Origin of the sequence: Pseudomonas sp. D1HM (assembly GCF_019266105.1) — a bacterium.
In the GTDB taxonomy this organism is placed as follows: domain Bacteria; phylum Pseudomonadota; class Gammaproteobacteria; order Pseudomonadales; family Pseudomonadaceae; genus Aquipseudomonas; species Aquipseudomonas taetrolens.
The window spans coordinates 106,920-130,944 of the sequence record NZ_LRMN01000001.1; the positions used below are offsets into that span (position 1 = coordinate 106,920).

A 24,025-nucleotide genomic window follows, 5' to 3' on the forward strand; every position below is an offset into this window, starting at 1 on the left:
ACGGTCAATTCCTGATGGCCCAAAATTGCAGTTCAAGCTCTGAAAACTCACCTGAGACGTGGAAGGCAAAACCACCGGAGCGCTCCAGTTGTGCCAGGTCGTCACTGCCGAGTTCGAGGGCGAAATAGGTTTTATTGGCGTGAAAGGGGATCTGCCGCGGGGCCACTGGCAAGGGCTTTACCTTAAAGCCCGGCAAGTGCAGGTTGACCAGTTGGCGAATGCTCTCGACGGGGCCGACCTTGAGATGCGCCGGTAAGCGATGGCGCAGTTCCTCGCTGTCGCAATTGGCATGCGCGACCAGAACGAATGAGGTGGTGGCGAGCAATTTGTGATCGCTCATCTGCGAGACGAGAATCCCGTATTGGCGGGTTTCCAGCTGCAACTCCATGGCGTGCTGCTCAAGCACCATCGACAACACCTGGCGAATGGCATCCATCAAGGCCCGAAAGCTCTCCCCCTGATCGCTGTGCTGATACCGGGTCTGCAATTGCGGGCGTTTGCTGTCGCTGGCAAACGTGGCCAGATCACCCAGCATCGACAGCATCGTGCAATACAACTCTTCCGGGTGCAGTTGCTCCAGGTTCAAGTAATGGTGCAGCACCAGTTCAGTCCGGTTGATCAGTTGCAGCATCATGAAGTCGCCGACCTCGGCTCCCCCGACTTTGCCATTGGAGCGAATCCGCTCAGCCAGAGTATCGCCCCGATGGCTGAGCATGCTGATGACCTCTTTCAGGCATGACAGCAAATAGCCCGAGGCATGGGTGTGGATAAAGGTCGGGACAAATTGTTCATCGAGGCTGATGACACCATCGGACGTGGTGTCGAGGATTTGGCAAAGCTGCAACTTGACGCAGGCCTGATCGCTTTTTTGTGCCCCCAACAGCAAGCGAAAGTCAGGTCGCCCGCAACTGATCGGACTATTGGAGCCGTCGCCGGCATTGGAGTCCGCCACCTCTGTTTCATAAGCGGTGTAGCGTGCCAGCACATCCGACTGCTCAGGTCGCCGCGCTTCGATGTGATTGCCGGTAACCAGCGGCAACGCCAGGTAAACCGGGGTTTTCCCGGTATTGGGCGGAACATCCAGCGCCAGCGCCTCGGTGTTGCTACTCAAGTCAAACAAGCTGCCGTCCGACAAGACGCCCGAGGCTTGCCTGATCACCAGCTTGCCCATGTTAAGAAACTGCACATCGATATCCAGCCCCAAAAAACCCCAGGTGTAACGCCCCAATAATTGAGTCCGGGTTTTCATCTGGTGATCGTAATACCGGTCGCTGTGCTGAAAATGCTGCGGCCGTAACAGCATGCCTTCCTGCCAAATGACTTTGTCCGCATTCATGGTCACTCACCTGCCTTGACGAGCGTTTGCAGCGCGTTGTGAATACCCGCCCCGTCGAGCACCAGCCGGGCCTCGGTCAAGCCCGTCGCCGTGACGGGCACGACGTAGCGCCATTGGGTTTGCGGCAGATCGCGGTAGGCCGCCAGCACCCCGACGTAGCGACTGCCGGGTTCAACGCTAAGCTTGAGTTCGACCGTTTCGCCGGGGCGCAACTCCAGTTCCTCGCTGGTCACCAGATCGGGCGAGAGCGACTCTTTGGGGCGCTCGTAGAGGCTGAAGAAGTCGGCGTTCTCGAACGCCACCGGGTGCTTGAGCTCCATCAGCCGAATCACGATCGGCGAAGGGCGGCCATTAAGGTCCGGGTTGACCTGATCGCTGGCACTCAAGCCGAGGTTCAACTTGGTCACGCTGGAGTACGGCGATAACGCCGAACACCCACTCGTCAGCAACACCGCAAACGCCACCAGGACGTTGCGGTAAAGAGGTGTGCCACGCAGCATATGCATCATCCTTGAGGGTCGTTGTGAAGGCTCGAAATCAGCCGGACTTGTTCTTCGTAGGCTTGGGCGAAGTCGCGTGCCAACAAGCGTTCACACCAGTCATCGTCTTGCTGCAATGCCAGGTGATAACGGCTGAATGCGCGCCAGCGACTGCCTGAGGTGACCACCCACGGGTGATAGCCATCACGCTCAAAACGCAGGTTCAGTTGCACCGGCGAGAAATGCTCTAGGCTGCTGCGCACGGCTGCTCGGCTGGCACACAGCAAGGCCACTTGATGCGCTTGCAGGTCACGAAACGCACGCCGTATGACCTGCTCCGCAGCCCCTTGACCCGGTTTTGCCGGGGCCAATAACAGGCCTAGGGCCTCAACTGCGTCATGGCTCGATTTGAGCGGGTTTTGCCGGGTCTCTGGCGCGACTGTGCGGGCCAGGCGCAACTCGTTCTTGAGCTCGGCGCGGGTCCACAGGGTTTGCTGCAAACCGGCAATGCTCTGTTTGAGCAACTGGGCGGCTTTGAGGGCCAGGGCCTCCCGCTCGACCTGCGGCTGGGCCAGGAGATCGATGCCCAGCACTGCGCCGAACGCTTGCCAGAACCCGTCGTTGCCCGCAGACACAACCTGCGCCTGGGCCGTTGGCAACTCCGGCGCCGGCTCGGCAACCAGCTGCGGCACGCTGAGGTTTTGATAATCGATCGGAGGGCTGTCGACGCGCTGCGACCACGCGGGTTTCAATCCTGGCCGTGTGGCAGGCTCATCGATCAGAGACCTCCCCTGAATCGACGGATCCACCGGGTCCAGCGGGTCGAGCTCCAGAAAGGCATCGTCCGGAATAACACTGCCTGCGGGTTGAGGCATCCCGACCTGATCCAGTAACGCCTGCAGTTCATGCTCCAGTTGCGCACGAATCAGAAAATCCCCCAGCGCGTACACATGACCATGCTGAATACGCTGTGCCTGCCCCTTCCTCAGGTAAGTGTCGGAGTGTTTGCACTGGGTACCGTTGGAGCTTCTGTCGGTGAGAAAAAATGTCCCGTCCCGATAGCTGATTTCTGCGTGGTACTTGGACACAGTTTTGGTTTTGTCGACGAGGGTCCACTCACAATCGGCATTACGCCCGATCACCCCACCCTCTTCGTCAAAGGTTTTGCTCATCACTTGTGAAGCGTCCAACGATCTAGTGCTGGACAGATCAAATACCAGTTCCATATTGCTGCTCCTTGCGGTCACTTGCCGCGATTGACCGCTTGCGGATCACCCAAGGGGCGATAGCTGTTGTCGTTGAATTTGTAGTTGCCGCTACAGCCGCTCACGCCGCACAGCATGGCGAGGGTCAGCAAGACGGCTTGCCAGTGACGAGCAGTCATCGGGGGAGTCTCCAGAGGTTGGCCAGGCATACGACGTGATCCTTGAGGGCGCGCTGGCAGAAATGAAAAGTACGAAGAGGGCCTCACGGCGCGTTCCCCTTGATATCGTCCAAACCGATATTCAGGCGCGCCAGGCGATACAGGAGCGTGCGCCGGGCCACGCCGAGATCGTGTGCGGCGCGGGTTTGATTACCGGCGTTTTTGCGCAAGCACTCGAGCAGCAACCTGCGCTCGACCTGCTCCATTCGTTCCCGCAAACTCAGGGTCACGGGTTCGACGCTGGCATCGCTGCGCAATGAAAAGTGCTCAAGCTGCAAGGCGTCGCCGTCGCACAACAGAACCGCACGCTCTACCAGCCCTTTCAGCTCGCGCACGTTGCCGGGAAAGGCGTAGCCCGCGAGTTGATCGAGTGCCGCGTCAGACCACAGCACCGGGCTGCGTTGCAGAAACGCACAGGCCTTGTTTGCAAAGTGACGGGCCAGCTCCAGGATGTCGCCTTCACGCTCGCGCAGCGCAGGCAAGGCAATCGGAAACTGCGCCAGGCGGTAGTAGAGGTCTTCACGAAACGTGCCCTGGCTCACCAGCACTGACAGGTCGCGATGGGTGGCTGCAATGATGCGTACGTCTATCGTGTGGGTGTCGTTGGAACCCAAGGGGCGGATTTCGCCCTCCTGCAGCACCCGCAGCAGCTTGGCTTGCAACGACAGCGGCATGTCGCCGATCTCGTCCAGAAGCAGTGTTCCGCCGTTAGCCGCATCGAACAACCCGGCGCGGTCACGGTCAGCACCGGTAAAGGCCCCTTTGCGATAGCCAAACAGCTCGCTTTCGAGCAGGTCTGCAGGGAACGCTGCACAGTTCTGCACAATAAAAGGCCGGGCCCGACGCGGCCCGTTGTCATGGATGGCGCGCGCCACAACTTCTTTGCCGGTCCCGGTTTCGCCCAGCAGCAACACCGTATAAGGGTTGTGCACGACCTTGTTGATCAGCAGGCTGGTTTGACGCATGACAGCACTTTGGCCAATCAGCACGTGGGGGTTCCCACGCACCTCTGGCGCCAGCATCGTCTGTTCGTTGGATTGCCTAAGCCGCTGCTGCAACAGCGCAAACGCCCCCAACGCCCCGAGTGAAGGCGCGTATTTCAGCAAGTCGACCGACGCGCTGCTGGCCGCCAGCAGCACCCCTTCGACGGTCTGCTGCGCTCCCACCAGCGGTACACACAACAACGACCGCCAAGGCTCGCCATGACGTGGCAGAAAATCGGTGTCGTACAGACTGCTGTCCAGGTCACACAGCGTGATCACCCGGTTCTGGCATACGGCAAACTGCAGCAGCTGTTCGCCGGTGTAATCCACCGGTACCTCTGCCGTGCGCGCCGGCTGCAGCGCTCCCTGAAACCATTCGGCCGTCAGTTCAAGGTGCTTGTGGGTCGCGTCCAGCAAGTACAGCTGGCTTAGCTCACAGTCGCTGAGTTGCACCACTGCACGGGCGCAATTGCCGAGCACCGTTGCGCCGGCCTCCGCCTGCCCCACACACGTAAATTGCTCCAGCAGCGCTTCGGCGTAAGCCAGAGGATCGGCGAGCTGATCAAGCATCAGCGCCACCTCAGGCAAACTCGCACAACACACGGTTTTGCGAATCAAGGGTTGCGTGCACCCGTGCCAGGGTTTCGCCCCGGGCCATCGCATCCAGCAACCGGTCTGCGACCTGAGGCAACACGAATGAATCAAGCAGAGCATCGATCAGCCGCGCACCGCTGTCGCTTTGCGTGCAGCGCTCGGCGAGATGATCAACCAGCCGCTGGCAATGGCTGAATCGCAGATTGCGCCGTTGCAGACGCTCGCCCAGGCGCTGGAGTTTGACTTCAACAAGCTCGCGCAATACCGGCCCGTTGACCGGGTAGTACGGCACCACCCGCATGCGCGCCAGCAAGGCGGGCTTGAAGTGATGACTCAGAATCGGCCGGATGCTCTGCTCGAGGGATTCGAGGGTCGGTCGGGCCGTGTTTTCACAGAGTGCCGCGATACGTTCGCTCGCGAGGTTGGAGGTCATCAGGATCAGCGTGTTGCGAAAGTTGATTTCGCGGCCCTCCCCATCATTCACCACACCTTTGTCAAAGATTTGATAGAACAGGTTGAGCACATCGGGGTCGGCTTTTTCCACTTCATCGAGCAGCACCACCGAATAGGGCTTTTGCCGCACCGCCTCGGTGAGCATGCCGCCTTCGCCGTAGCCGACGTAGCCGGGCGGCGCACCGATCAGCCGCGACACGGTGTGTTTTTCCTGGAATTCGGACATGTTGATCGTGGTAATGAAACGCTCGCCCCCGTACAGCAGGTCTGCCAGGGCCAGGGCCGTTTCGGTCTTGCCGACCCCGCTCGGTCCGACCAACAGGAACACACCCACCGGCGCATCCGGTTTATTGAGCCCCGCGGCTGCCGCTCGCATTGAGCGATCCAATGCCTGAACGGCCTGCTCCTGCCCTTTGATGCGAGTACGCAGATCGGCCCCAAAGCTTGCAACCCGGGTGCTGTGCTCCCGGGCCAGTTGCGTCACCGGGATGCCGGTCCAGGCACTGATGACTTCGGCCACCAACCGCGGACACACTTCGAAGCTGACCAACCGTTCCTGGCTGTGGGCATCGACCAGCGTGCGCAGGGTCTCATGGCGTTCAGCTTCCAGGGCTTCGATGTCTTGAGGCTCCGGCCGGTCAGCACCCGCCTGAGATGCAGTCACTTCACGCGCTTCGGCCAATTGCTGACGCAGCGCCAGCAAGCGTTCCGCCAGCGTGCGCTGGACACTCCAGCGTGCTGCCAGCCCGGCCTCTTCGCCCTGAGCCTGGTCCAGTCGTGCCTCAAGCAGCAGCAACCCCTCATGATCAATCAACAACCCGGCTTCGGCATCGCGGCGCATGGCCTGACGCTGGCGGGCACCTTCTGCCAGTTCACCGCGTAACCGCTCGAGCTTTTCAGGGGCCGCCGCCAGGCTGATGCGCACACGGGCGCACGCCGTGTCGAGCACATCCACCGCCTTGTCAGGCAATTGCCGACCTGCCAGATAACGCGCTGACAGTTCAGCGGCCGCCACCACGGCGTCGTCTCTCAGGTAGATGCCGTGGCTCTTCTCGTACACCTGCGCCAGCCCGCGAAGAATCGTGACGGCTTCGCTGACGCTGGGCTCCTGCAACTGCACCGGCTGGAAACGCCGCGCCAGGGCGGGGTCTTTCTCGAAGTATTTTTTGTACTCGCCCCACGTAGTGGCGGCGATGGTGCGCAGCTCACCACGGGCCAGCGCCGGCTTAAGCAAGTTGGCCGCATCCGAGCCCCCGGCATTGCCACCGGCACCGATCAGGGTGTGGGCCTCGTCGATAAATACAATGATAGGAACCGGTGACGCCCTGACCTCGTCGATGACCCCTTTAAGACGCCGTTCAAACTCGCCTTTGACACTGGCCCCGGCTTGCAGCAGGCCCATGTCCAGCGACAGCAACTCCACGCCTCTGAGCACCGGGGGCACTTCTGCCGCCGCAATGCGTGAGGCCAGGCCTTCGACAATGGCAGTTTTGCCAACCCCGGCCTCGCCCACGACAATCGGGTTGTTTTTACGTCTGCGGGCCAGAATGTCGATCATCTGCCGGATGGCATCATCGCGGCACAACACCGGGTCCAGTTTGCCTTCCCGCGCCTGCTCGGTCAGGTTATGGGTAAAGCGCTTCAACAGGGACTCGCCCTCCACCCGTGGTCTGCCAGTGTCCGCCGGTGTTTGCTGTGACAGGGCAAAGGCTTTCAGACGCTCGATATCGAGCCTGGCCAGCACCGCGTGATAAGCGCTTCCGGCATAACGCAGCGGGTTGCGTAACAAGGCGAGAATCAGCGCAGCCTGGTCCACCTGGCTTTGACCCAGTTCCAGGTTCGCGACCAGCAAGGCGTCCTGCAACCACTGCACCAGCTCGGGGGCAAACACCGGATTGCGTGACGGGTTGTTTTCGGCACCGACTTGCAGGGCCGCATTCAATTGCCCCTCATCGAGATCAGCGTCCTGCAGGGCTCGCGCCAGCAATCCCCGGGGTCGCTCCAATAACCCCAGCAACAGGTCTTCAACCAGGATTTTATGCGCGCCACGGGCGACACAGCGCTCGGCGCTGGTTTCAAGGTCACGCCGGGTTGAGGCGTCCAGCGCCTGTATCAGTTGTTGCAGGTCTACGTTGATCATGGCCATTGGTCCTTAATGTGATTTGCTGCCCAAGGTGACTACGCCGTCCGCCCGTTCCCGGCCCAGCCAGCTGGTCCAGCCAAGACGGCACGGGTTGTGCTCGGCAATCCGCAGCTCACGGATTTCTTCGTGTCGCAGCACCAGTCGAATGTCGTAATCCAGCGGATCACGCAGGGTGAAACGCACCAGCGCGCACAGCGGCTGGTAACCCGTGCCAATCGGCAGGAATTCATGGAATCGCGCCCAGTCCAGCTGGCGGATATGAATGCGAAATTTGCCGCTGCGGTCGCGCACCCGTTCGCCCAGCACGAGGTTCTCGCTCAACTGGCTGTTGGCCCGCCCCAGACGGTTGAGCTGCTCACGCAGGATCGCGACACGGCGCTCGATACACTGTTCGATCGTCAGCTCGGCATGCTTGAAGTAGTAACGCAGCACCGACTCAATCAGGGCGGCCGAATGCGCTCGCAGGCTCAGCAGGCCGAGATAGGGCAACAGGCGTCGCCAGTTCAGTTCTTCGGCATTGCGAATGGTCGTTCCACCCAACCCGATCAGCGCAAATAAATGGCTGGAAAACGGGTCTGTTGCCCCACGTTCAAAACGGGCGCAATAGCGATATTTGCGCCAGATCGGCAGCATCAGGCGCTGCAAGCGATGGTTGAATACATCCAGAAATTCTCGGGTCGGATTGCTCTCTTCGCTGTCACCAAGAGCCTGCTCGCCGTAGAACGCCGGCAAGGGCGAGCCCGAGCCCACCAGCCCCATCAGGTTGAAGCGCAGCCGCGCACGGGCCTGTCCGTGCTCCACAAAAAACTCCACGCTGTCGACATCACTACCCGGGAATCCAAGTCCGGGATTGGCTACAAACTCCACGCGATCGTAGAGCTCGTCTTCGGTGCTCTGCGGGTCGCTCTGGCGAAGCCGGTCAATCACCAGCAGCACGGACTGAAACAGCGAGTACTCACGTATGTTTTGCGCCAGCCCGCTTAAAGCAGGGGCTGAAGACCCATGCGGGGTGTCCATTGGTAAACCTCTCCTTGTGTACTTTTCACCCGCAGTTCGTGGTACGAATTGAGGCTGGCGTAAAGGGCAAAAAACTCGTTCAGTACCGAGGCAAAAACAAACAGATCGCCTTCCCCCACATAGCCCTGCGGGTCGATCGTCAGCTCGGTGCGCAAACCGCGCAGTGGCAGGCCCCGATGGAGCCGGTCAACGTGCTCGTGACGGATCGACTTGAGGCCATTGAGCAGGCATTTGCTGACACGCTCCGCGTGCTGGTCGTAGTAACGCGGCAGATCGTAGGTTTCGAGAATCACCTTCAAGGCATCCACGTTGGCCAGCGACAGGTAGTTGAGGGACATGTTGCTGATCAGCTTCCAGAGGAAGTCACGGGTGAGCGGCGGTGCATGGCTGGACGTCACCGGCCCGATATTGCGAAAGGTAAGAAATTCGGGGGTGCCTTCACTGGGCAGACAGATATCGCCCTTGTGCAGGCGCCGGGGCAAATTCTGGTTGGTACAGGTCAGTTCGACCGAGAGGGTTTCGCTCTCATCGGGCTGACGCGAGCCAAAACTGAGGTAGGTGTCCAGGCCTTCGTGCAGCAACGCCGTCCGCTGCCGAACGCTGTAATGGGCGTGCGGGTTCGGGACATCGAAACTGGGGTCATGCTCGAACGACTCAAACGGCACATACGTCTGGGATCCTGCACCTCCGACACGCCAGCCGGTTACGTTATCGACGCTGAATACACCGCAATGCTCCAGGCCGATGCGCGAGGGCATCAGCAGGTATTCGTCCTGCTTGCCATCCAGCCGGATGGGCATCGCATCGTGCTTGAACAAATTGACGATGGGCGTGCAATACAGCTTCACGTTCTCCAGGGTCGGGCGCAGGCGCTGGGTGCTGCTCTTGCGGATATCGAAGCGCAGCTCCAGGCCACGAACCTGTTTAAGGGTGTCTGCGGGGAGTGTTTTGAGACGCTCCAGACCGCTCAGGTCAACAAACAGGAACTTGTCCTGAAAGGCGAAATACTCCTGCAGGTAGCGATAACCCCGAAACGTGTTCAGCGGATAAGGTATCAACGCTTCGTCTTCGGCAAAGCCCACAGGCTGGATGTTCTCAGGGCCAAGGATGAAGGTCAGCGGCACGTTGTCTTCATTCCTCAGGCCTTGCCCTTGCGCATCCAGAGGCACCAGTACAATGTCGTGCAAGTGGCGCAACAGGCCGAGGTAGAGCATTTGGCTGATGTAGCGCTCACCTGCCAGATGCAGGCGCAAGCGACTCAGGTCCAGCTCCCCGGCATGACCGTCACAGGTCATTTGCAGACACAGGCTCAACATTGAGCCCTCGCCTTTCACCGAGTATTTGAGCGACTCCAGTTGCAGCGGCAAGACGTCTGTCGGGTAACAGGTCCTGAATTGACAATTCACGCCGTCGACCGGCTTGCCTTCCACCTGAGTCTCGCGCTCGACACGCAGCGCAGGCCCGGGGCGTACGAGCGGATCAAATTGCAGCATGCTGAACGCCGGCAACGGACGCATGTAGTTGGGCCACAGCAAGTGCATCAGCGAATGGCTCAGTTCCGGTAATTCGTCATCCAGTTTTTGACGCAGACGCCCCGTCAAAAACGCAAACCCTTCGAGCAGCCTCTCCACATCAGGGTCGCGTCCCGCCTGGCCAAGAAACGGCGCCAGCGCAGGGCTACGCTCGGCGAAACGGCTACCCAACTGCCGCAATGCAGTGAGCTCGCTTTGGTAGTAATGATTAAAGGACACAGCGCTACCTGTTAAATGTCGACAGCATCAAATGCCGAAAAACGGATTGGGTTCGAACAGACCATGGCCTTAACGGACGCTGACCTGACCACTGCCATCGAGCCATGCCGAGAAACTCACCTGACGCTTGCACCCCTCGATCTCCAGCCAGCCTTCAATGCTGAAGGCAAGCCGTAGCAAATCGTCATGCCGGGGCAAGGAAATAACCCGTACCTGGCTCAGGCGCGGCTCATAACGTTCAATAAAGGTTTCGATGGCCTGACGAGCCTGGGTCAGCGAGTCATGCAGGCTCAGGCGCATGTCGTTGAGGTCGGGAAGCCCGTAGTCGGGCAGCGTTTGCACGCTGCCCGCGCGAGTGCTGAGCATCTTCGCCAAATGAGCGGCCACCGACGCCAGGGCGCGGGTTTCACGGGTCGTGCCAAGACGCTGATCCGCGTCCCCGCCCAGGCGTTCAAAAAGGCTGCCGTATGCGGTCATGCCCAGCCTCCCGTTACTCTTTGTCCAGCTTGCCGACCAGCGACAAGGTGAAGTCCGCGCCCATGTACTTGAAGTGCGGGCGCACATTCAGGCTGACGCGGTACCAGCCAGGCTCGCCTTCGACATCACTGACGGTGATCTGGGCAGCGCGCAGCGGACGACGGCCACGAACCTCAGCGCCAGGGTTTTCCTGGTCCGCCACGTACTGACGAATCCACTTGTTAAGTTCCAGCTCAAGGTCCGTGCGCTCCTTCCACGACCCCAGTTGCTCGCGCTGCAGGACCTTCAGGTAATGCGCCAGGCGGTTGACGATCATCATGTAAGGCAGCTGCGTGCCGAGCTTGTAGTTCAGCTCGGCTGCCCGGCCTTCTGCGCTGATGCCGAAGAACTTCGGTTTTTGCACCGAGTTGGCCGAGAAAAACGCAGCGTTGTCGCTGCCCTTGCGCATGGTCAGGGAAATGAAACCTTCCTCGGCCAGCTCGTATTCACGACGGTCTGAAACCAGGACTTCGGTCGGAATCTTGGTTTCGATTTCACCCATGCTTTCGAAGTGATGCAGCGGCAGGTCTTCGACAGCACCACCGCTTTGCGGGCCAATGATGTTCGGGCACCAGCGGAACTTGGCAAAACTGTCAGTCAACCTGGAGGCGAAGGTATAAGCCGTGTTGCCCCACAAGTAGTGCTCATGACTGTTGGCGACGGTTTCTTTGTAGACGAAGGACTTGACCGGGTTTTCTTCGGGGTCGTAAGGGTTGCGCAGCAAAAAGCGCGGCACGGTCAAGGCCATGTAGCGTGCATCTTCAGATTCGCGAAAGCTCTGCCATTTGGCGAACTGAGGCCCGCCAAAGTGATCCTTCAGGTCTTTGAGGTTCGGCATGCCGGTAAAGCTTTCGAGTCCGAAGAACTTGGGCCCGGCAGCGGCGACAAACGGCGCATGGGACATGCAGGCCACGCTCGACACGTATTGCATCAACTTCACGTCAGGCGCGCTGGGCGTCATGAAGTAGTTGGCAATGATGGCGCCTACGGGCTCGCCACCGAACTGGCCGTACTCGGCGGTGTAGATATGTTTGTAGAGACCGGATTGCATGACCTCCGGCGAATCCTCGAAATCGTCCAGCAGGTCCTCTTTGGACACATTGAGGATTTCGATCTTGATGTTTTCACGGAAGTTGGTGCGATCAACCAGCAATTGCAGGCCACGCCAGGCCGACTCCAATGCCTGGAATGACGGATGGTGAAGGATTTCATCCATCTGATTGCTCAGTTTTGCGTCGATCTCGGCGATCATGCGATCGACCATGGCTTTCTTGACCGGCTCGCCCTTGTTTTGCGGCTTTAGCAGCTCTTCGATAAACGCCGCGACACCACGCCGGGCAATGCCATAAGCCTCGTCTTCGGGCGTCAGCCGAGTTTGGGTAATGATGTCGTCAAGGATGCTGTACGCGGTATTTTGATCGTCTTTTTGCTGTGCGCCATGCGTGCTCATAATGTGATTTCCTTTGCTGATGGGGGGCTCAAACGTCCGTGGCAGGCGCGTCGGTCAGGTCCAGTTCGCTCAGCACACGAGCGCGCGATTCATCTGTGGCCAGAACGCTTTCAATCGCCTTGCGAAAGCTCGGTGCATTGCCCAGCGGGCCCTTGAGCGCGACCAGCGCATCGCGCAGTTCCATCAGTTTTTTCAGTTCGGGGATCTGCTCGACCAGACTCGCCGGATTGAAGTCCTTCATCGCATTGACGCGCAGGGCAATCCCCAGCTCCTCATTGCCGCTGTCTTCCTGGAGACGATTGGGCACGTTGAGGCTCAGCTCCAGCCCTTGCTTGGAAAGCACTTCGTCAAAGGTCATTTTGTCGATGGCGATCGGCTTGCGGTCTTCCAGCTTGCGATCGTCAAGTCGATGGATGTAGTCACCGAGCACCAGCAGTTTCAGTGGCAGTTCGATCTCTTCTTGAGCGCCACCTGTAGCGGGTTTGAACGTGATGTTGATACGTTCCTTGGGGGCAACCGAGCTTTCTTTGGCCATGCTTTTTTCCTTGCGTGTGTGACCCTGAGGCCTATTCGAGTACCACTTCGAGATCGAGGTGGCACAACCTGCGATACATCTCGTCCTTGCGTTCTCGCACTTCGTGGTTCTGCGGCAGGAGCTCGCAGCAGCGATGCAGAAGGCGCAATACTTCCAGGACCAGATCCGGCTCCCAGGCCTCGAGGCCGGAGCGATGGAGTAACTGGTCGAGCATTTCGAGCTGGGTTTTGGCGAGTTCGTATTTCTTGCTCTGGAAACACAATCGGGCGAGGGTCAGTTGCCAGAAAAAGCGCTCCCGTTCGCCCCGCGCAGTGTTCAGCCCACGTTTCAGGACTTGTACGGCGGCCTTGAAACCGCTGTCGCGGAACATCTCGAGAGCCTCTTCGAGGGCAATTTCCCAGAGGGGTTTGTCGATCGCGAATGTCACCGTTCCGGACTCGACTGGCGACTGCAGATGAGGCATCACCCGGGCATTGATCCATGCCTGGGTCGACGGGTCGGCAAACGGTGCGCCGTCGCTGAAACGCAGTTCCGCCACTCCCGGCAGACGTTGAAGCAACTGAGCCAAATGGTGCTCAACTTCACGCATCGCCTGCTCGGCCTTTAATCCGTGCAAACACTCCCAGACCATGCGCTGACCATCGAACCAGAACGGGGCCTTGGTCAGGCTGGCTTCCAGCTCCACCAGCAAATCGGCGAATTGCCCCTGGTCAAAGCGCTCGCGGTAGCTTTTAAGCTTGTCTGCCGGCAGCCCGCGCAATGGCGTGATGTGTTCGGCGTTGCGCTCGGGGGCCACCTCGACCGATAGCCAGGTCAGGGTCCGGTTCAAACGCAGGGCGCGCAGGTCGCTGGCCTTTTGCTTCAACCACCAGGCGCACAAAGGGCGGGCACTGTCTTGCTGGGCACGCAGGGCTTTGTGTGCATCCTTTTCGTTATCAAGGGGCGGATTGGGCTCAATCAACTGGGTGGCGGCCTGCTTGACCTGAGCCACTACCGCGGCCAGTGAGCCGGGCTCGGGCTGGCTGTCTGCGGCGCGCTGTATCCAGCGGCCCAAGCGCCGGCAAATGGGCAGCAACAAGGGCACTTCATCACCCAGGTGCCCGGCCAGCAGGCCTTCAAGTTCCTGCAGGAGCTCAAGCATGTGCCGAAAAAGCGGCAGTTGCTCCTGGATGGGGATGTTCTCGTTAAGTACCTGATCGAGGCGCGAAGCCAGCCAACTGATCGTCGCGCCTCGCGTACGCAACTTGAGCGGGTGAACTGAATCCCAATGGTGCTTGCACAGGTAATGCACCAATCCCAGTCCCGCCACGAGTCCCGGGAAAGACTCACGCTGGTACAAGGCCCACGTCAGCCAGACACCCGCTCGCAGATCCTTCGACTGATCGCGTAACAGCGCCTCGCTGTGTTCCTTGACCCAAAACCAGTCGATCTGGTTGTTTTCATACATGGACTGCGATTTGCCCAGCTCGCGTTCCAAGGCTTCAAACTCATTGGAAAAACGCACGTCACTGCCGGCAAAGCAGTCTTTGAAGACCGGCGTTTTAGCCAGGTCGATCAAGGATGCAAACAACTTGCTGGAATACGTCATCGCGACGCGGCTCCAGCCACGGGGCAAACAACGAGGGTTATCACGCGATAGGGGGAGTTGATCACTTCACAGTACCGAGTCCATTCAAGTGGCGAGACGATAGGGGAAAGCCCAAAAGAAAAATGTCGGAAAAATCCGCAATTCGGTACGAATCTTCCCCGCGCAGGAAAAGCACCTAAAAACACTTCATATGAGTGTCTTGCCGCTGCACCAACAAACTCATTCCCACACAATTACCGGATCAAACGGTAAGCCCCGTCCGAGCTGCACAGCGGATTCTGTTTAATGGCTCTGGCCTTTCTGTACACGCCTTAAACCCTCCCCCGATTTGCCCCAAAACCCGCTGTCTGCTAGTGTCAGCCGGTTTTAACGCCTACCGAGAGCGCCGCCATGGCCCGCAAAAAAGCTTCCCTGGATTTCGAGCAATCCCTCGCTGACCTGCAAACGCTGGTCGAGCGTCTGGAAAATGGCGAGTTGTCGCTGGAAGACTCGCTGACCGCCTTCGAGCAAGGCATTCGCCTGACCCGTGATTGCCAGGGCGCACTGGCCCAAGCCGAGCAGAAGGTGCAAATCCTGCTTGAGCGTGACGGTGAGCTGGCACAAGAACCCTTTGATGCGGAACAGCCCGAATGATCGATGCCTACCAGGCCAGCAGCCAGGACCGTGTCAATGCGGCTCTCGAGCGTTTGTTTATCGCTCCGGCGCCAGAGTTGGCACGCCTCTACGAGGCCATGCGCTACAGCGTGATGAATGGTGGCAAGCGGGTACGCCCGCTGCTGGCCTATGCAGCCTGCGAGGCCTTGGGCAGTGCGCCCGAGCACGCTAATGGCGCAGCCTGTGCGGTGGAGCTGATCCACGCCTATTCGCTGGTGCATGATGATTTGCCCGCGATGGACGATGACGATCTGCGCCGCGGCCTGCCAACGACCCATAAAGCGTATGACGAAGCCTGCGCCATTCTGGCGGGCGATGGCCTGCAAAGCCTGGCGTTCAGCACCCTGATCGATCCGCAACTCACCGCTCTGGACGCCGAAACACGCTTGCGCATGGTGTCAGCCCTCGCGCTGGCGGCAGGCCCGGCCGGCATGGTGGGCGGGCAAGCGATTGACCTCGGTTCTGTCGGTATCAAGCTGGATCAGGCAGCCCTGGAATACATGCACCGGCACAAGACCGGCGCACTGATCGAGGCCAGCGTGCAGCTGGGCGCATTGGCCAGCGGCAAGGCGACGGTCGAGAATCTGCAGGCACTGAACGTTTATGCGCGCGCCATCGGCCTCGCATTTCAAGTGCAGGACGACATCCTGGATGTGGAAAGCGATACAGAAACCCTGGGCAAACGCCAGGGCGCGGATATCGCCCGGGACAAGCCAACCTACCCGGCGCTGATGGGGCTGGAGCAGGCCAAGCATTACGCACTGGAGCTGCGCGACCAGGCGCTCAATGCCCTGCGACCTTTTGAAGCAGATGCCGAGCCGTTGCGTGAGCTGGCGCGTTATATCGTCAAACGCCGCCACTAAAGGCGTAATGCAGGGCCATATCGGACGGCGTTTAATACCGACGTCTGACTAACGAATGCCAGACTTCGTGGGCAGCTTACGTTGCATAAGGTAAACTGCCGCCTCTTCTTATACCTATAACGATTCGCCTGATGCCAACGACGTTTCATGAGATTCCCCGCAGCCGCCCTACTACGCCCCTGCTCGACCGAGCGGGCACACCTGTGGGCCTGCGCCGATTAGCCGAAGCCGAGCTGGAAAGCCTGGCCGATGAATTGCGCCAGGAATTGCTCTATACCGTCGGCCAGACGGGTGGGCACTTTGGGGCAGGCCTGGGCGTCATTGAACTGACCATTGCGTTGCACTACGTGTTCGATACCCCGGACGATCGTCTGGTGTGGGACGTAGGTCATCAGGCGTATCCGCACAAGATCCTCACCGGTCGTCGCGAGCAGATGTCCACACTGCGCCAGAAGGACGGTGTTGCCGCCTTCCCGCGCCGCGCCGAGAGCGAGTACGACACCTTCGGCGTAGGCCACTCCAGCACCTCGATCAGTGCTGCGCTGGGCATGGCCATTGCTGCCCGCCTGCAAAACAGTGAGCGCAAGGCCATCGCCGTGATCGGTGACGGCGCACTGACAGCAGGCATGGCCTTCGAGGCGCTGAACCACGCCCCTGAAGTCAATGCCAACATGCTGGTGATCCTCAACGACAACGACATGTCGATCTCGCGTAATGTCGGGGGCTTGTCCAATTACCTGGCCAAAATTCTCTCGAGCCGCACCTACGCCAGCATGCGCGAAGGCAGCAAGAAAGTACTGTCGCGCTTGCCGGGTGCCTGGGAAATCGCCCGCCGCACCGAGGAATATGCCAAAGGCATGCTGGTGCCCGGAACCCTGTTCGAAGAATTGGGCTGGAATTACATCGGCCCCATCGATGGCCACGACCTGCCAACCCTGATCGCCACGCTGCGCAACATGCGTGATCTCAAGGGGCCGCAGTTCCTGCACATCGTCACCAAAAAGGGCAAAGGTTTTGCCCCGGCTGAAGCGGATCCGATTGGCTACCACGCCATCACCAAGCTCGATCCGCTGGATGCGCCCAAAGTGGTCCCCAAGGCAGACAGCGGGCCGAAATACTCGGCGGTGTTCGGCGAATGGCTGTGTGACATGGCCGCAACCGACCCGCGCCTGGTCGGCATTACGCCCGCCATGAAAGAAGGCTCGGACCTGATCGCATTCAGCGAACGTTACCCGCAGCGCTATTTCGATGTGGCGATTGCCGAACAGCACGCAGTGACCTTTGCCGCCGGTATGGCCTGCGAAGGCGCCAAGCCGGTGGTCGCGATTTACTCGACGTTCCTGCAACGCGGCTACGACCAGTTGGTACATGACGTGGCCGTTCAAAATCTGGACGTACTGTTCGCCATTGACCGCGCCGGTCTGGTCGGCGAAGACGGTCCGACCCATGCCGGCAGCTTCGACCTGTCTTATCTGCGCTGCATTCCGGGCATGGTCATCATGACCCCGAGCGATGAGAACGAACTGCGCAAGATGCTCACCACCGGGCACCTGTACAACGGCCCGGCGGCCGTACGCTACCCGCGTGGCACCGGCCCGAATGCAACCATCGAGAAAACCCTCGAGCCGCTGAAAATCGGCAAAGGGGTGATTCGTCGCCAAGGGTCCAGGGTCGCCATGCTGGTATTTGGCGTACAACTGGCTGAAGCCCTGCAAGTAGCGGAAAAAATCGACGCCACCGTGGTCGACATGCGCTTCGTCAAACCGATGGATGAGGCGCTGGTGCGGGAAATGGCCGATAGCCATGAACTGCTGGTAACCGTCGAAGAGAACGCCATCATGGGCGGCGCGGGCGCGGCTGTCAGCGAGTTCCTGGCCCGTGAAAACGTGCTCAAGCCGGTTCTGCACCTGGGACTGCCGGACGTGTACGTCGAACACGCCAAGCCGAATCAGATGCTTGCCGAATGCGGGCTGGACGCCGCCGGCATTGAAGCTTCAGTTCGCCAGCGCATGCAGTTGCTCGGGCTCTGATCCGACGAACCTTGTAGCCGCTGTCGCAGGTTTTGAAGGCCCTTCGGGCCTTATCGAAATCTGTGGCAGCGGCTACCTGCTTTGAATCGAGAAACCATGAAAGTCCTTCGCTTCGCCTTGTTACTCGGGATTGTCCCGGCCAGTCCCTTGCTGGCTGCCGATACGTATCCAGAACGCGAAGATGCGCTCAAACTCCCGCAAACCCTGATCTCCGGCAACCGCCAGGTGCAGACGCGTTCCGACAGCAGCAGCGCCAACAGCGTGTTCACCCGAGATGACATCGACCGCCTGCAGCCCACCAGTCTTACCGACCTGCTGGGTCGAGTACCCGGCGTGCAAATAGCACGCAGCGGTGGACGCGGCGGCCTGCCGGGGATTTATATTCGCGGCACAAAATCCGCACAAAGCCTGGTATTGGTCGACGGCCAGCGCATGGCCAATGCCACGTCGGCCGACAGTAACCTGCAGTACCTGAACATCGATCAGATCGAGCGGGTTGAAGTCCTGCGTGGCTCGCGCTCGGTGATCTACGGCAGCGATGCCATTGGCGGGGTGATTCAGGTGTTCACCCGTCGGGGCGCCGATCAGGCCCCGCAGCTGCGTGTGCGCAGTGCCGTGGGCAGTTATGGCAGCTCTCAGAACAGCGCGGGAATTTCGGGTGGCGATGCACTGACGCGCTTTAACCTGAGCACCAGCCTGGAAGAAACCGCAGGGGTGAACCGTACCCATGAATCCTTCCCCAGCGATAGCGACCACGACGCTTACCGTAATAAATCCCTAAGCCTGAACCTGAGCCATACCCTGAGCGATGACATCGAAGTCGGCCTGTCGGCGTTGAAAAACACCGGCAAGACAGAACTCGACAACGGGTTTGGCCGCTGGGACCCGGAAACCTCGAGCGTCAGTGGGCAACAGCTGTACAGCGACTTCGATATCAGCAGTGTGTCGAGCTTTATCGATGCACAACTCACCGAGCGCTGGAACTCACGCCTTGAACTGGGCCACAGCGAAAACCGCGAAAAAACCCGCGACAAGCTCAGCCCGGACATCGCCAGCTTCAATACCTACCGCGACTCGTTGAACTGGCAAAACAATCTGACACTCACCGATCAGCACAGCCTGATCGTGGGCGCCGACGCCTATGAAGACCGCGTACGCAGCAGCACAGTATTCGACGAAGACAGCCGCTGGAACCGTGCAGCGTTTATCCAGCACCGGTTTCAGGGCGATTACTTTTCCACCGAGCTGGGTCTGCGCCATGATCAGAACCAGCAGTTCGGCAACCAGAATACGTGGAGCGCCAGCCTGACAGTGCCGCTGAATGCCAGCAACGACGTATTGCTGTCTTACAGTGAGGGCTTTCGCGCTCCGACATTTAACGACCTGTACTACCCACAGTTTGGTAACCCGAGGCTCAAGCCTGAACATTCAAAGAGCTACGAACTGCAATGGCGCAGTCAGCTTAGCGAGGGCAGCCGGCTGGAAACGTCGCTGTACCGGACCGACATCCGCGACGCGATTGTGGCCGATGCTGACTTTATCCAGCAAAACATCGGTGCAGCCCGGGTCACGGGTTTTGAAAGTGCATTGCATCAGCAATGGTTTGGCTGGCAGAGCAGCCTGGGGATCGCGATTATCGATCCGCGCGACCGCGAAAGCGGCCACACGCTTGGTCGTCGCGCCCGGCGCACGTTGAGTCTGGATCTTGATCGACAATTTGACCGGCTGGGTGTCGGCGCCAGCTGGCAAGCGGTGAGCAGCAGCTTTAACGACGAAGACAATACACAACCGATTGCTGGCTATGGACTGTTGGGATTGCGAGGCAACTGGCAGGCCAGCCCGCAGATGCGCCTGGACCTCAAAGTCGACAACCTGCTGGATAAAACCCTCACCCGTGCGCTCTACAGCTTCGACGGCAGCTACTACGGATACCGCGAAGAACGCCGCAGTGTTCAGCTGGCTGTGACCTGGACCCCAACCCTCTAATGAGCAAAAACCTGTAACCGCTGCCGCATCGGTTACCAGTGAGCATCAATCCGCCAACTGCTGACACAACCTGGCGGTCGCCTCAATCATCTGCCCGCTCGGGCGCTCCAGCCCCTTGTCAGCCAATAACAGCAAGCGCCCGTGCCTGACAGCATCAATCTGCGGCCAGGCTTTCCACGCGTCGAGCTGGGCCTGATTGCCGGCAATGATCACGTCGGGATTACGCTGCAAAACCGACTCCAGGCTGACCTGCGGGGCGGGCAACTGCAGGTCGGCAAACACATTGCTCGCCCCGCACACCTTCAAGGCATCACTGATGATTTGCCCGCCGCCAAGGGTATACAGCGGCTGATCCCACACTTGGTAAAACACCCGCAGCGGCTGGTCTCGCCGATGCTCTGCCCGCAGTTCGAGCAGACGCTGGCGCACATGATTGGCCAGCTCACGCCCCCGCTCAGGCCGCCCCAGCGTCACCGCCAAGGCTTCGATCTGGTCGGCCAGTTGGTCGAGGGTCTTGGGCTCAGCCGTGTAGGTCGGGATATTGAGGCGCCGTAGCTGCTCGCGCTGCCCGGCCCCCACACTGCCAGGCCAGAGCAAAAGCAGATCAGGTTGCAGGCTGAGCAAGCGCTCCATGTCCAACTGACCGTAGCGGCCCACAGAGGGGATGTTGAGCAGCTCCGGCGATGGTTCACCGGCCTCGAGCCGCCCGACCAGAAGATCGGCGGCGCCCAGCTCGACAACCATTTCAGATAAGGAAGGTGACAGGCTGACCACGCGCGTGGCCGCCATGACTGGAGCGCCCGCGGCCGCAGCCAGCAGCAAGAGCGCCAGCCAGAGGCGCATCAGCCGAGCTGACGCGGGATGCGATAGAGGTAGAACAGAACCAGCGTCGACACCGACAACAAAAATAACGGCACGCCTTCCAGGCCGAAAAACACCCCCAGAGTGGCGATCCAGGTCGGCAACCCTGCGACCAGCAGCGCCCGGTGACGCACACGTGCCAATTGCGCCCAAGCCTCAGGTTCTTGCGGGGTATCGAGGGCTTTTTGCGTGGCTATCAGACCACGCTTGTAAGCCCCGAAAAATCGCAGACTGACAAACATCGAGAGCATGCCTGCGATGAAAAAAGGCATGGCCAATCCCGGGAGCAACGGTTCGGACTTTCCGAAAAAACCATTGACCAGCAACAGCGGCAACACGGTTAAAACCAGCTGCCCCACTCCACTGAAACTTAACCGGCGACGGATCTGACCTCGGGTCACGCCGGATCAGCCTCATTCTGGTGCTGGTTACCCATCATGTGGCCGAGCTTGTTGGCCTTGGTCGCCAGGTACAGTTTGTTGTGCGGGTTATGGCCGGTGTGCAGCGGCACGCGCTCGAACACGGTAATCCCCATGTCGGTCAACGCTTTGACCTTGCGCGGGTTGTTGGTCATCAAGCGCAACGACTTGACACCCATGTGCTCAAGCATCGGCAGGCAGATGGCGTAATCACGCTGATCAGCGGCAAAACCCAGGCGCTCATTGGCCTCGACGGTATCGGCACCGCCATCCTGAAGTTCGTAGGCGCGAATTTTATTCAGCAAACCGATGCCACGGCCTTCCTGACGCAAATACAACAATACGCCCCGGCCTTCGCGGGCAATCGCCTGCAAGGCGGCGTCCAGCTGCGAGCCACAGTCACAACGCTGGCTGAACAAAGCATCGCCGGTCAGGCATTCAGAATGCACTCGGCCCAATACTGGAGCGCCATCCGCCACGTCGCCCAAACTGAGCACAACGTGTTCACGTCCCGTGGCTTTCTCAAGGAAGCCATGCATGGTGAATTCAGCAAAAGGAGTGGGTAGTTTGCAAGCGGCAACGAAAACGACGGGCACCGTGTGCTCCTGATCAGTATGAGGACTGGAGATTCGCAGAGGCGGCATTGTAACAGGACGTTCCTACAGGCGCTTATGCTGAATTATGGTAGATAAATATCTAAAAGTTTGATGGCTTCGCTGCAACCTGAATCCGTAGCAAGTGCCGCAGGCTGCGTCCGATTGCGGAACGCACATGAATCCTGATCGCGAGGCTTTTCTGAGTGAGCGAAAGACTTCACGGCGGCTGCGGGTTTGGGGGGAGCCTGAAATCTTGAAGACCCTTCGGGCCTTTTCGCAGCCTACTGATTTTGGGTGACCCTGTAGCCGCTGCCGAAGGCTGCGATGGGCCTAGCAACGGACGAGCGATAAGGGTCACGACGGTATCTACGGAGTCAGGCGTTAAGCACGAAAATGCTGGTAGCCACGGATCGCCGGGGTGATGTCCTGGCCTTGCTCATCAACTAAGCCAACGCCCTGCCCTTCAACCACCCGGCCAATCACATGAACGGGCCAGCCTTCGGCTTGCAGGGCCGGTAACTCGGCGGCCGGCAGGGTGAATGCCAGCACATAGTCGTCGCCGCCACTCAACGCGGCCTGCTGCGCCTGTGCAGCACCCAAAAAGGCCTGCAACGCGGCCGAGGTCGGCACACGGTGGTTTTCGATCCGTAAACCGACCCGCGAAGCGGCGGCAATATGACCGCAATCGGCGAGCAAGCCATCCGAGATGTCCAGGGCCGCTGTCGCTTTGCCGCGCAGTGCCTGGCCCAACGCCAGCTGCGGTTGCGGCGACCAGTAATGCGCCAGCAACGGCTCGGCAATCGCCGGATCGGCGCTGCATTGCCCCAACACCAGCGGCAAGGCCCCCGCCGCGTTGCCCAGCTCGCCCCCCACGCACAGCAGGTCGCCCGGTTGTGCACCGCTACGGGTGAGGGCCAGGCCAGCCGGCACCCGGCCAAACACTGTCAGCGTCAGGCACAGCGGACCACGCGTGGTATCACCGCCAATCAGACGCAGGTCGCAGCGCTGGGCCATGTGGTTCAAACCATGGGCATAGGCCTGCAACCAATCGGCTTCAACCGTCGGCAACGTCAGAGCAAGGGTAAACGCGAGAGGTGTTGCGCCCATGGCCGCCAAATCACTGGCCGCCACCGCCAGCGAACGCTGACCGAGCAAGAAAGGGTCGCAAGGATCTGCGAAGTGCACCCCGGCTACCAGGGTGTCGGTAGAGATTGCCAGCTGTTCCCCGGAGGGAACGCTTAGCAGGGCGCAGTCGTCGCCGATGCCCAGAGCAACGCCTTCGCCGCCTTGCGCACAAGGCGCGGCGGCGAAGAAATTGCGGATCAGCTCAAACTCGCCCATGGCCGACAGCGCAATTTAGCGCTTGAAAGCCTTTACTTCAGCTTCACGCAGGCGTGGCGCCAGCTTGTCGAGTACACCGTTGACGAACTTGTGTCCGTCGGTGGAACCGAAAACTTTGGCCAACTCGATGCCTTCGTTGATCACAACGCGGTAAGGCACATCGACACGCTTGATCAGCTCCCAGGTAGACAGGCGCAGCACGGCCAGTTCAACCGGGTCCAGCTCATCCAGGGTGATGTCCAGGCACGGCACCAGGGCCGCATCGATTTCGCCACGGTGTGCAGGCACGCCATGCAGGATCTCGCGGAAGTAGGCCGCATCGACGTCGGTGAAGTCGTTATCGACGCGGAACTGCGCTTCGATTTCGTTCAACGAGTGCTTGGCCATGTGCCACTGATACAGTGCCTGAGTTGCGAGCTGACGCGCTTCACGGCGCTTGGCGCTCTTGGAGGGCTTGCCAGCGTCCGCAGGCTTTGGATCGCGCGGGTTGAAACGATCGCTTTCGTCGGAAATCACTTGGCCTCCAACTGTGCCAACAGGCTGACCATTTCAAGGGCAGACAAGGCAGCTTCAGCGCCTTTGTTACCGGCCTTGGTGCCGGAACGCTCGATCGCTTGTTCGATCGAATCAACTGTCAGCACGCCGAACGCAACCGGTACGCCAAACTGCATGGACACTTGGGACAGGCCCTTGGTGCATTCGCCGGCAACGTATTCGAAGTGCGGAGTACCGCCACGAATCACGGCGCCCAAGGCGATGATGGCGGCGAATTCGTTGCGCTGGGCAACCTTCTGCGCAACCAGTGGAATTTCGAACGCACCCGGAGCACGGATGATGGTGATGTCGCTTTCGTTCACACCGTGGCGAACCAGGGCATCAACGGCACCACTCACCAGGCTTTCGACGACGAAGCTGTTGAAGCGGCCCACTACGAGTGCGTAGCGGCCTTTAGGGGCGATGAAGGTACCTTCGATGGTCTTCAGGGTCATTCGGTATGTCTCGTATTA

Annotated in this window: 22 protein-coding genes; 4 read left to right on the forward strand and 18 right to left on the reverse strand. The window is 59.8% G+C overall.

All coding sequences use genetic code 11. From position 1 onward, the window contains the following. Nucleotides 1–4: 4 nt before the first annotated feature. From tssK to tssA, 12 genes are all read right to left on the reverse strand, one after another. Nucleotides 5–1,336 carry a type VI secretion system baseplate subunit TssK gene (gene tssK / locus AWM69_RS00455; RefSeq protein ID WP_131655165.1) on the reverse strand — a complete coding sequence of 444 codons (1,332 nt, stop codon included), beginning with the start codon at nucleotides 1,334–1,336 and terminating at the stop codon, nucleotides 5–7. Nucleotides 1,337–1,338: 2 nt separating this feature from the next. Next, a complete protein-coding gene (gene tssJ / locus AWM69_RS00460; RefSeq protein ID WP_131655164.1) occupies nucleotides 1,339–1,836 on the reverse strand; it encodes a type VI secretion system lipoprotein TssJ in 498 nt (165 codons plus the stop codon). Nucleotides 1,837–1,841: 5 nt separating this feature from the next. Continuing rightward, complete coding sequence (gene tagH, locus AWM69_RS00465; RefSeq protein WP_218725541.1) at nucleotides 1,842–3,041, reverse strand: type VI secretion system-associated FHA domain protein TagH; 1,200 nt, start codon at nucleotides 3,039–3,041, stop codon at nucleotides 1,842–1,844. A gap of 17 nt (nucleotides 3,042–3,058) precedes the next feature. Beyond that, nucleotides 3,059–3,199 (reverse strand): hypothetical protein, encoded by a 141-nt coding sequence (locus AWM69_RS00470; RefSeq protein ID WP_048352633.1) that lies wholly within the window; start codon nucleotides 3,197–3,199, stop codon nucleotides 3,059–3,061. 83 nt (nucleotides 3,200–3,282) lie between these two features. Continuing rightward, entirely contained in the window at nucleotides 3,283–4,791 is a 1,509-nt protein-coding gene (locus AWM69_RS00475; protein ID WP_218725542.1) for a sigma 54-interacting transcriptional regulator, read from the reverse strand. Nucleotides 4,792–4,801: 10 nt separating this feature from the next. Next, nucleotides 4,802–7,414 (reverse strand): type VI secretion system ATPase TssH, encoded by a 2,613-nt coding sequence (gene tssH, locus AWM69_RS00480; RefSeq protein ID WP_218725543.1) that lies wholly within the window; start codon nucleotides 7,412–7,414, stop codon nucleotides 4,802–4,804. A 6-nt stretch (nucleotides 7,415–7,420) separates the two neighbouring features. Beyond that, nucleotides 7,421–8,428 carry a type VI secretion system baseplate subunit TssG gene (gene tssG, locus AWM69_RS00485; protein WP_048378390.1) on the reverse strand — a complete coding sequence of 336 codons (1,008 nt, stop codon included), beginning with the start codon at nucleotides 8,426–8,428 and terminating at the stop codon, nucleotides 7,421–7,423. Continuing rightward, on the reverse strand, nucleotides 8,392–10,179 hold the full coding sequence (gene tssF / locus AWM69_RS00490; RefSeq protein ID WP_218725544.1) for a type VI secretion system baseplate subunit TssF: 1,788 nt from the start codon (nucleotides 10,177–10,179) through the stop codon (nucleotides 8,392–8,394). The genes tssG and tssF overlap by 37 nt, the downstream gene beginning before the upstream one ends. Nucleotides 10,180–10,248: 69 nt before the next feature. Next, a complete protein-coding gene (tssE, locus tag AWM69_RS00495; RefSeq protein WP_218725545.1) occupies nucleotides 10,249–10,656 on the reverse strand; it encodes a type VI secretion system baseplate subunit TssE in 408 nt (135 codons plus the stop codon). A 13-nt stretch (nucleotides 10,657–10,669) separates the two neighbouring features. Beyond that, a complete protein-coding gene (tssC, locus tag AWM69_RS00500) occupies nucleotides 10,670–12,145 on the reverse strand; it encodes a type VI secretion system contractile sheath large subunit (RefSeq protein ID WP_131655158.1) in 1,476 nt (491 codons plus the stop codon). Nucleotides 12,146–12,173: 28 nt separating this feature from the next. Further along, nucleotides 12,174–12,680: a type VI secretion system contractile sheath small subunit gene (gene tssB / locus AWM69_RS00505; RefSeq protein WP_048378394.1), complete on the reverse strand. Its 507-nt coding sequence runs from the start codon at nucleotides 12,678–12,680 to the stop codon at nucleotides 12,174–12,176. A 31-nt stretch (nucleotides 12,681–12,711) separates the two neighbouring features. Then, on the reverse strand, nucleotides 12,712–14,268 hold the full coding sequence (tssA, locus tag AWM69_RS00510; protein WP_218725546.1) for a type VI secretion system protein TssA: 1,557 nt from the start codon (nucleotides 14,266–14,268) through the stop codon (nucleotides 12,712–12,714). Between the two features lie 390 nt (nucleotides 14,269–14,658). Between tssA and AWM69_RS00515 the strand changes: the two genes are divergently transcribed. From AWM69_RS00515 to AWM69_RS00530, 4 genes are all read left to right on the forward strand, one after another. Continuing rightward, nucleotides 14,659–14,901 carry an exodeoxyribonuclease VII small subunit gene (locus AWM69_RS00515; RefSeq protein ID WP_048367754.1) on the forward strand — a complete coding sequence of 81 codons (243 nt, stop codon included), beginning with the start codon at nucleotides 14,659–14,661 and terminating at the stop codon, nucleotides 14,899–14,901. Next, nucleotides 14,898–15,785, forward strand: coding sequence for a (2E,6E)-farnesyl diphosphate synthase (gene ispA, locus AWM69_RS00520; RefSeq protein ID WP_048378396.1), 888 nt, complete (start codon nucleotides 14,898–14,900; stop codon nucleotides 15,783–15,785). Before AWM69_RS00515 ends, ispA begins: the two co-directional genes overlap by 4 nt. Before the next feature lie 131 nt (nucleotides 15,786–15,916). Further along, on the forward strand, nucleotides 15,917–17,815 hold the full coding sequence (gene dxs, locus AWM69_RS00525; protein ID WP_218725547.1) for a 1-deoxy-D-xylulose-5-phosphate synthase: 1,899 nt from the start codon (nucleotides 15,917–15,919) through the stop codon (nucleotides 17,813–17,815). Nucleotides 17,816–17,911: 96 nt separating this feature from the next. After that, nucleotides 17,912–19,801: a TonB-dependent receptor domain-containing protein gene (locus tag AWM69_RS00530; RefSeq protein WP_218725548.1), complete on the forward strand. Its 1,890-nt coding sequence runs from the start codon at nucleotides 17,912–17,914 to the stop codon at nucleotides 19,799–19,801. Between the two features lie 45 nt (nucleotides 19,802–19,846). Here the strand turns inward: AWM69_RS00530 and AWM69_RS00535 are convergent, their stop codons facing one another. The 6 genes from AWM69_RS00535 to ribE all read right to left on the reverse strand — a co-directional run bounded on the left by AWM69_RS00535 (nucleotide 19,847) and on the right by ribE (nucleotide 24,007). Then, a complete protein-coding gene (locus tag AWM69_RS00535; protein WP_218725549.1) occupies nucleotides 19,847–20,644 on the reverse strand; it encodes a cobalamin-binding protein in 798 nt (265 codons plus the stop codon). Then, nucleotides 20,644–21,063: an MFS transporter gene (locus AWM69_RS00540; protein ID WP_218725550.1), complete on the reverse strand. Its 420-nt coding sequence runs from the start codon at nucleotides 21,061–21,063 to the stop codon at nucleotides 20,644–20,646. Before AWM69_RS00540 ends, AWM69_RS00535 begins: the two co-directional genes overlap by 1 nt. Beyond that, nucleotides 21,060–21,677: a GTP cyclohydrolase II gene (ribA, locus tag AWM69_RS00545; protein WP_218725551.1), complete on the reverse strand. Its 618-nt coding sequence runs from the start codon at nucleotides 21,675–21,677 to the stop codon at nucleotides 21,060–21,062. Before ribA ends, AWM69_RS00540 begins: the two co-directional genes overlap by 4 nt. 381 nt (nucleotides 21,678–22,058) lie before the next feature. Further along, on the reverse strand, nucleotides 22,059–23,018 hold the full coding sequence (gene thiL, locus AWM69_RS00550) for a thiamine-phosphate kinase (protein WP_218725552.1): 960 nt from the start codon (nucleotides 23,016–23,018) through the stop codon (nucleotides 22,059–22,061). A gap of 15 nt (nucleotides 23,019–23,033) precedes the next feature. Beyond that, nucleotides 23,034–23,534, reverse strand: coding sequence for a transcription antitermination factor NusB (gene nusB / locus AWM69_RS00555; protein ID WP_048378403.1), 501 nt, complete (start codon nucleotides 23,532–23,534; stop codon nucleotides 23,034–23,036). Beyond that, nucleotides 23,531–24,007 carry a 6,7-dimethyl-8-ribityllumazine synthase gene (ribE, locus tag AWM69_RS00560; RefSeq protein ID WP_003444275.1) on the reverse strand — a complete coding sequence of 159 codons (477 nt, stop codon included), beginning with the start codon at nucleotides 24,005–24,007 and terminating at the stop codon, nucleotides 23,531–23,533. The genes nusB and ribE overlap by 4 nt, the downstream gene beginning before the upstream one ends. Nucleotides 24,008–24,025: the final 18 nt, after the last annotated feature.

What these genes read in the sequence shown, in the direction of transcription:
- tssK (WP_131655165.1), bottom strand. Translation starts at nt 1,336, where the DNA reads ATGAATGCGGACAAAGTCATTTGGCAGGAAGGCATGCTGTTACGGCCG.
- tssJ (WP_131655164.1), bottom strand. Translation starts at nt 1,836, where the DNA reads ATGCTGCGTGGCACACCTCTTTACCGCAACGTCCTGGTGGCGTTTGCG.
- tagH (WP_218725541.1), bottom strand. Translation starts at nt 3,041, where the DNA reads ATGGAACTGGTATTTGATCTGTCCAGCACTAGATCGTTGGACGCTTCA.
- AWM69_RS00470 (WP_048352633.1), bottom strand. Translation starts at nt 3,199, where the DNA reads ATGACTGCTCGTCACTGGCAAGCCGTCTTGCTGACCCTCGCCATGCTG.
- AWM69_RS00475 (WP_218725542.1), bottom strand. Translation starts at nt 4,791, where the DNA reads ATGCTTGATCAGCTCGCCGATCCTCTGGCTTACGCCGAAGCGCTGCTG.
- tssH (WP_218725543.1), bottom strand. Translation starts at nt 7,414, where the DNA reads ATGGCCATGATCAACGTAGACCTGCAACAACTGATACAGGCGCTGGAC.
- tssG (WP_048378390.1), bottom strand. Translation starts at nt 8,428, where the DNA reads ATGGACACCCCGCATGGGTCTTCAGCCCCTGCTTTAAGCGGGCTGGCG.
- tssE (WP_218725545.1), bottom strand. Translation starts at nt 10,656, where the DNA reads ATGACCGCATACGGCAGCCTTTTTGAACGCCTGGGCGGGGACGCGGAT.
- tssC (WP_131655158.1), bottom strand. Translation starts at nt 12,145, where the DNA reads ATGAGCACGCATGGCGCACAGCAAAAAGACGATCAAAATACCGCGTAC.
- tssB (WP_048378394.1), bottom strand. Translation starts at nt 12,680, where the DNA reads ATGGCCAAAGAAAGCTCGGTTGCCCCCAAGGAACGTATCAACATCACG.
- tssA (WP_218725546.1), bottom strand. Translation starts at nt 14,268, where the DNA reads ATGACGTATTCCAGCAAGTTGTTTGCATCCTTGATCGACCTGGCTAAA.
- AWM69_RS00515 (WP_048367754.1), top strand. Translation starts at nt 14,659, where the DNA reads ATGGCCCGCAAAAAAGCTTCCCTGGATTTCGAGCAATCCCTCGCTGAC.
- ispA (WP_048378396.1), top strand. Translation starts at nt 14,898, where the DNA reads ATGATCGATGCCTACCAGGCCAGCAGCCAGGACCGTGTCAATGCGGCT.
- dxs (WP_218725547.1), top strand. Translation starts at nt 15,917, where the DNA reads ATGCCAACGACGTTTCATGAGATTCCCCGCAGCCGCCCTACTACGCCC.
- AWM69_RS00530 (WP_218725548.1), top strand. Translation starts at nt 17,912, where the DNA reads ATGAAAGTCCTTCGCTTCGCCTTGTTACTCGGGATTGTCCCGGCCAGT.
- AWM69_RS00535 (WP_218725549.1), bottom strand. Translation starts at nt 20,644, where the DNA reads ATGCGCCTCTGGCTGGCGCTCTTGCTGCTGGCTGCGGCCGCGGGCGCT.
- thiL (WP_218725552.1), bottom strand. Translation starts at nt 23,018, where the DNA reads ATGGGCGAGTTTGAGCTGATCCGCAATTTCTTCGCCGCCGCGCCTTGT.
- ribE (WP_003444275.1), bottom strand. Translation starts at nt 24,007, where the DNA reads ATGACCCTGAAGACCATCGAAGGTACCTTCATCGCCCCTAAAGGCCGC.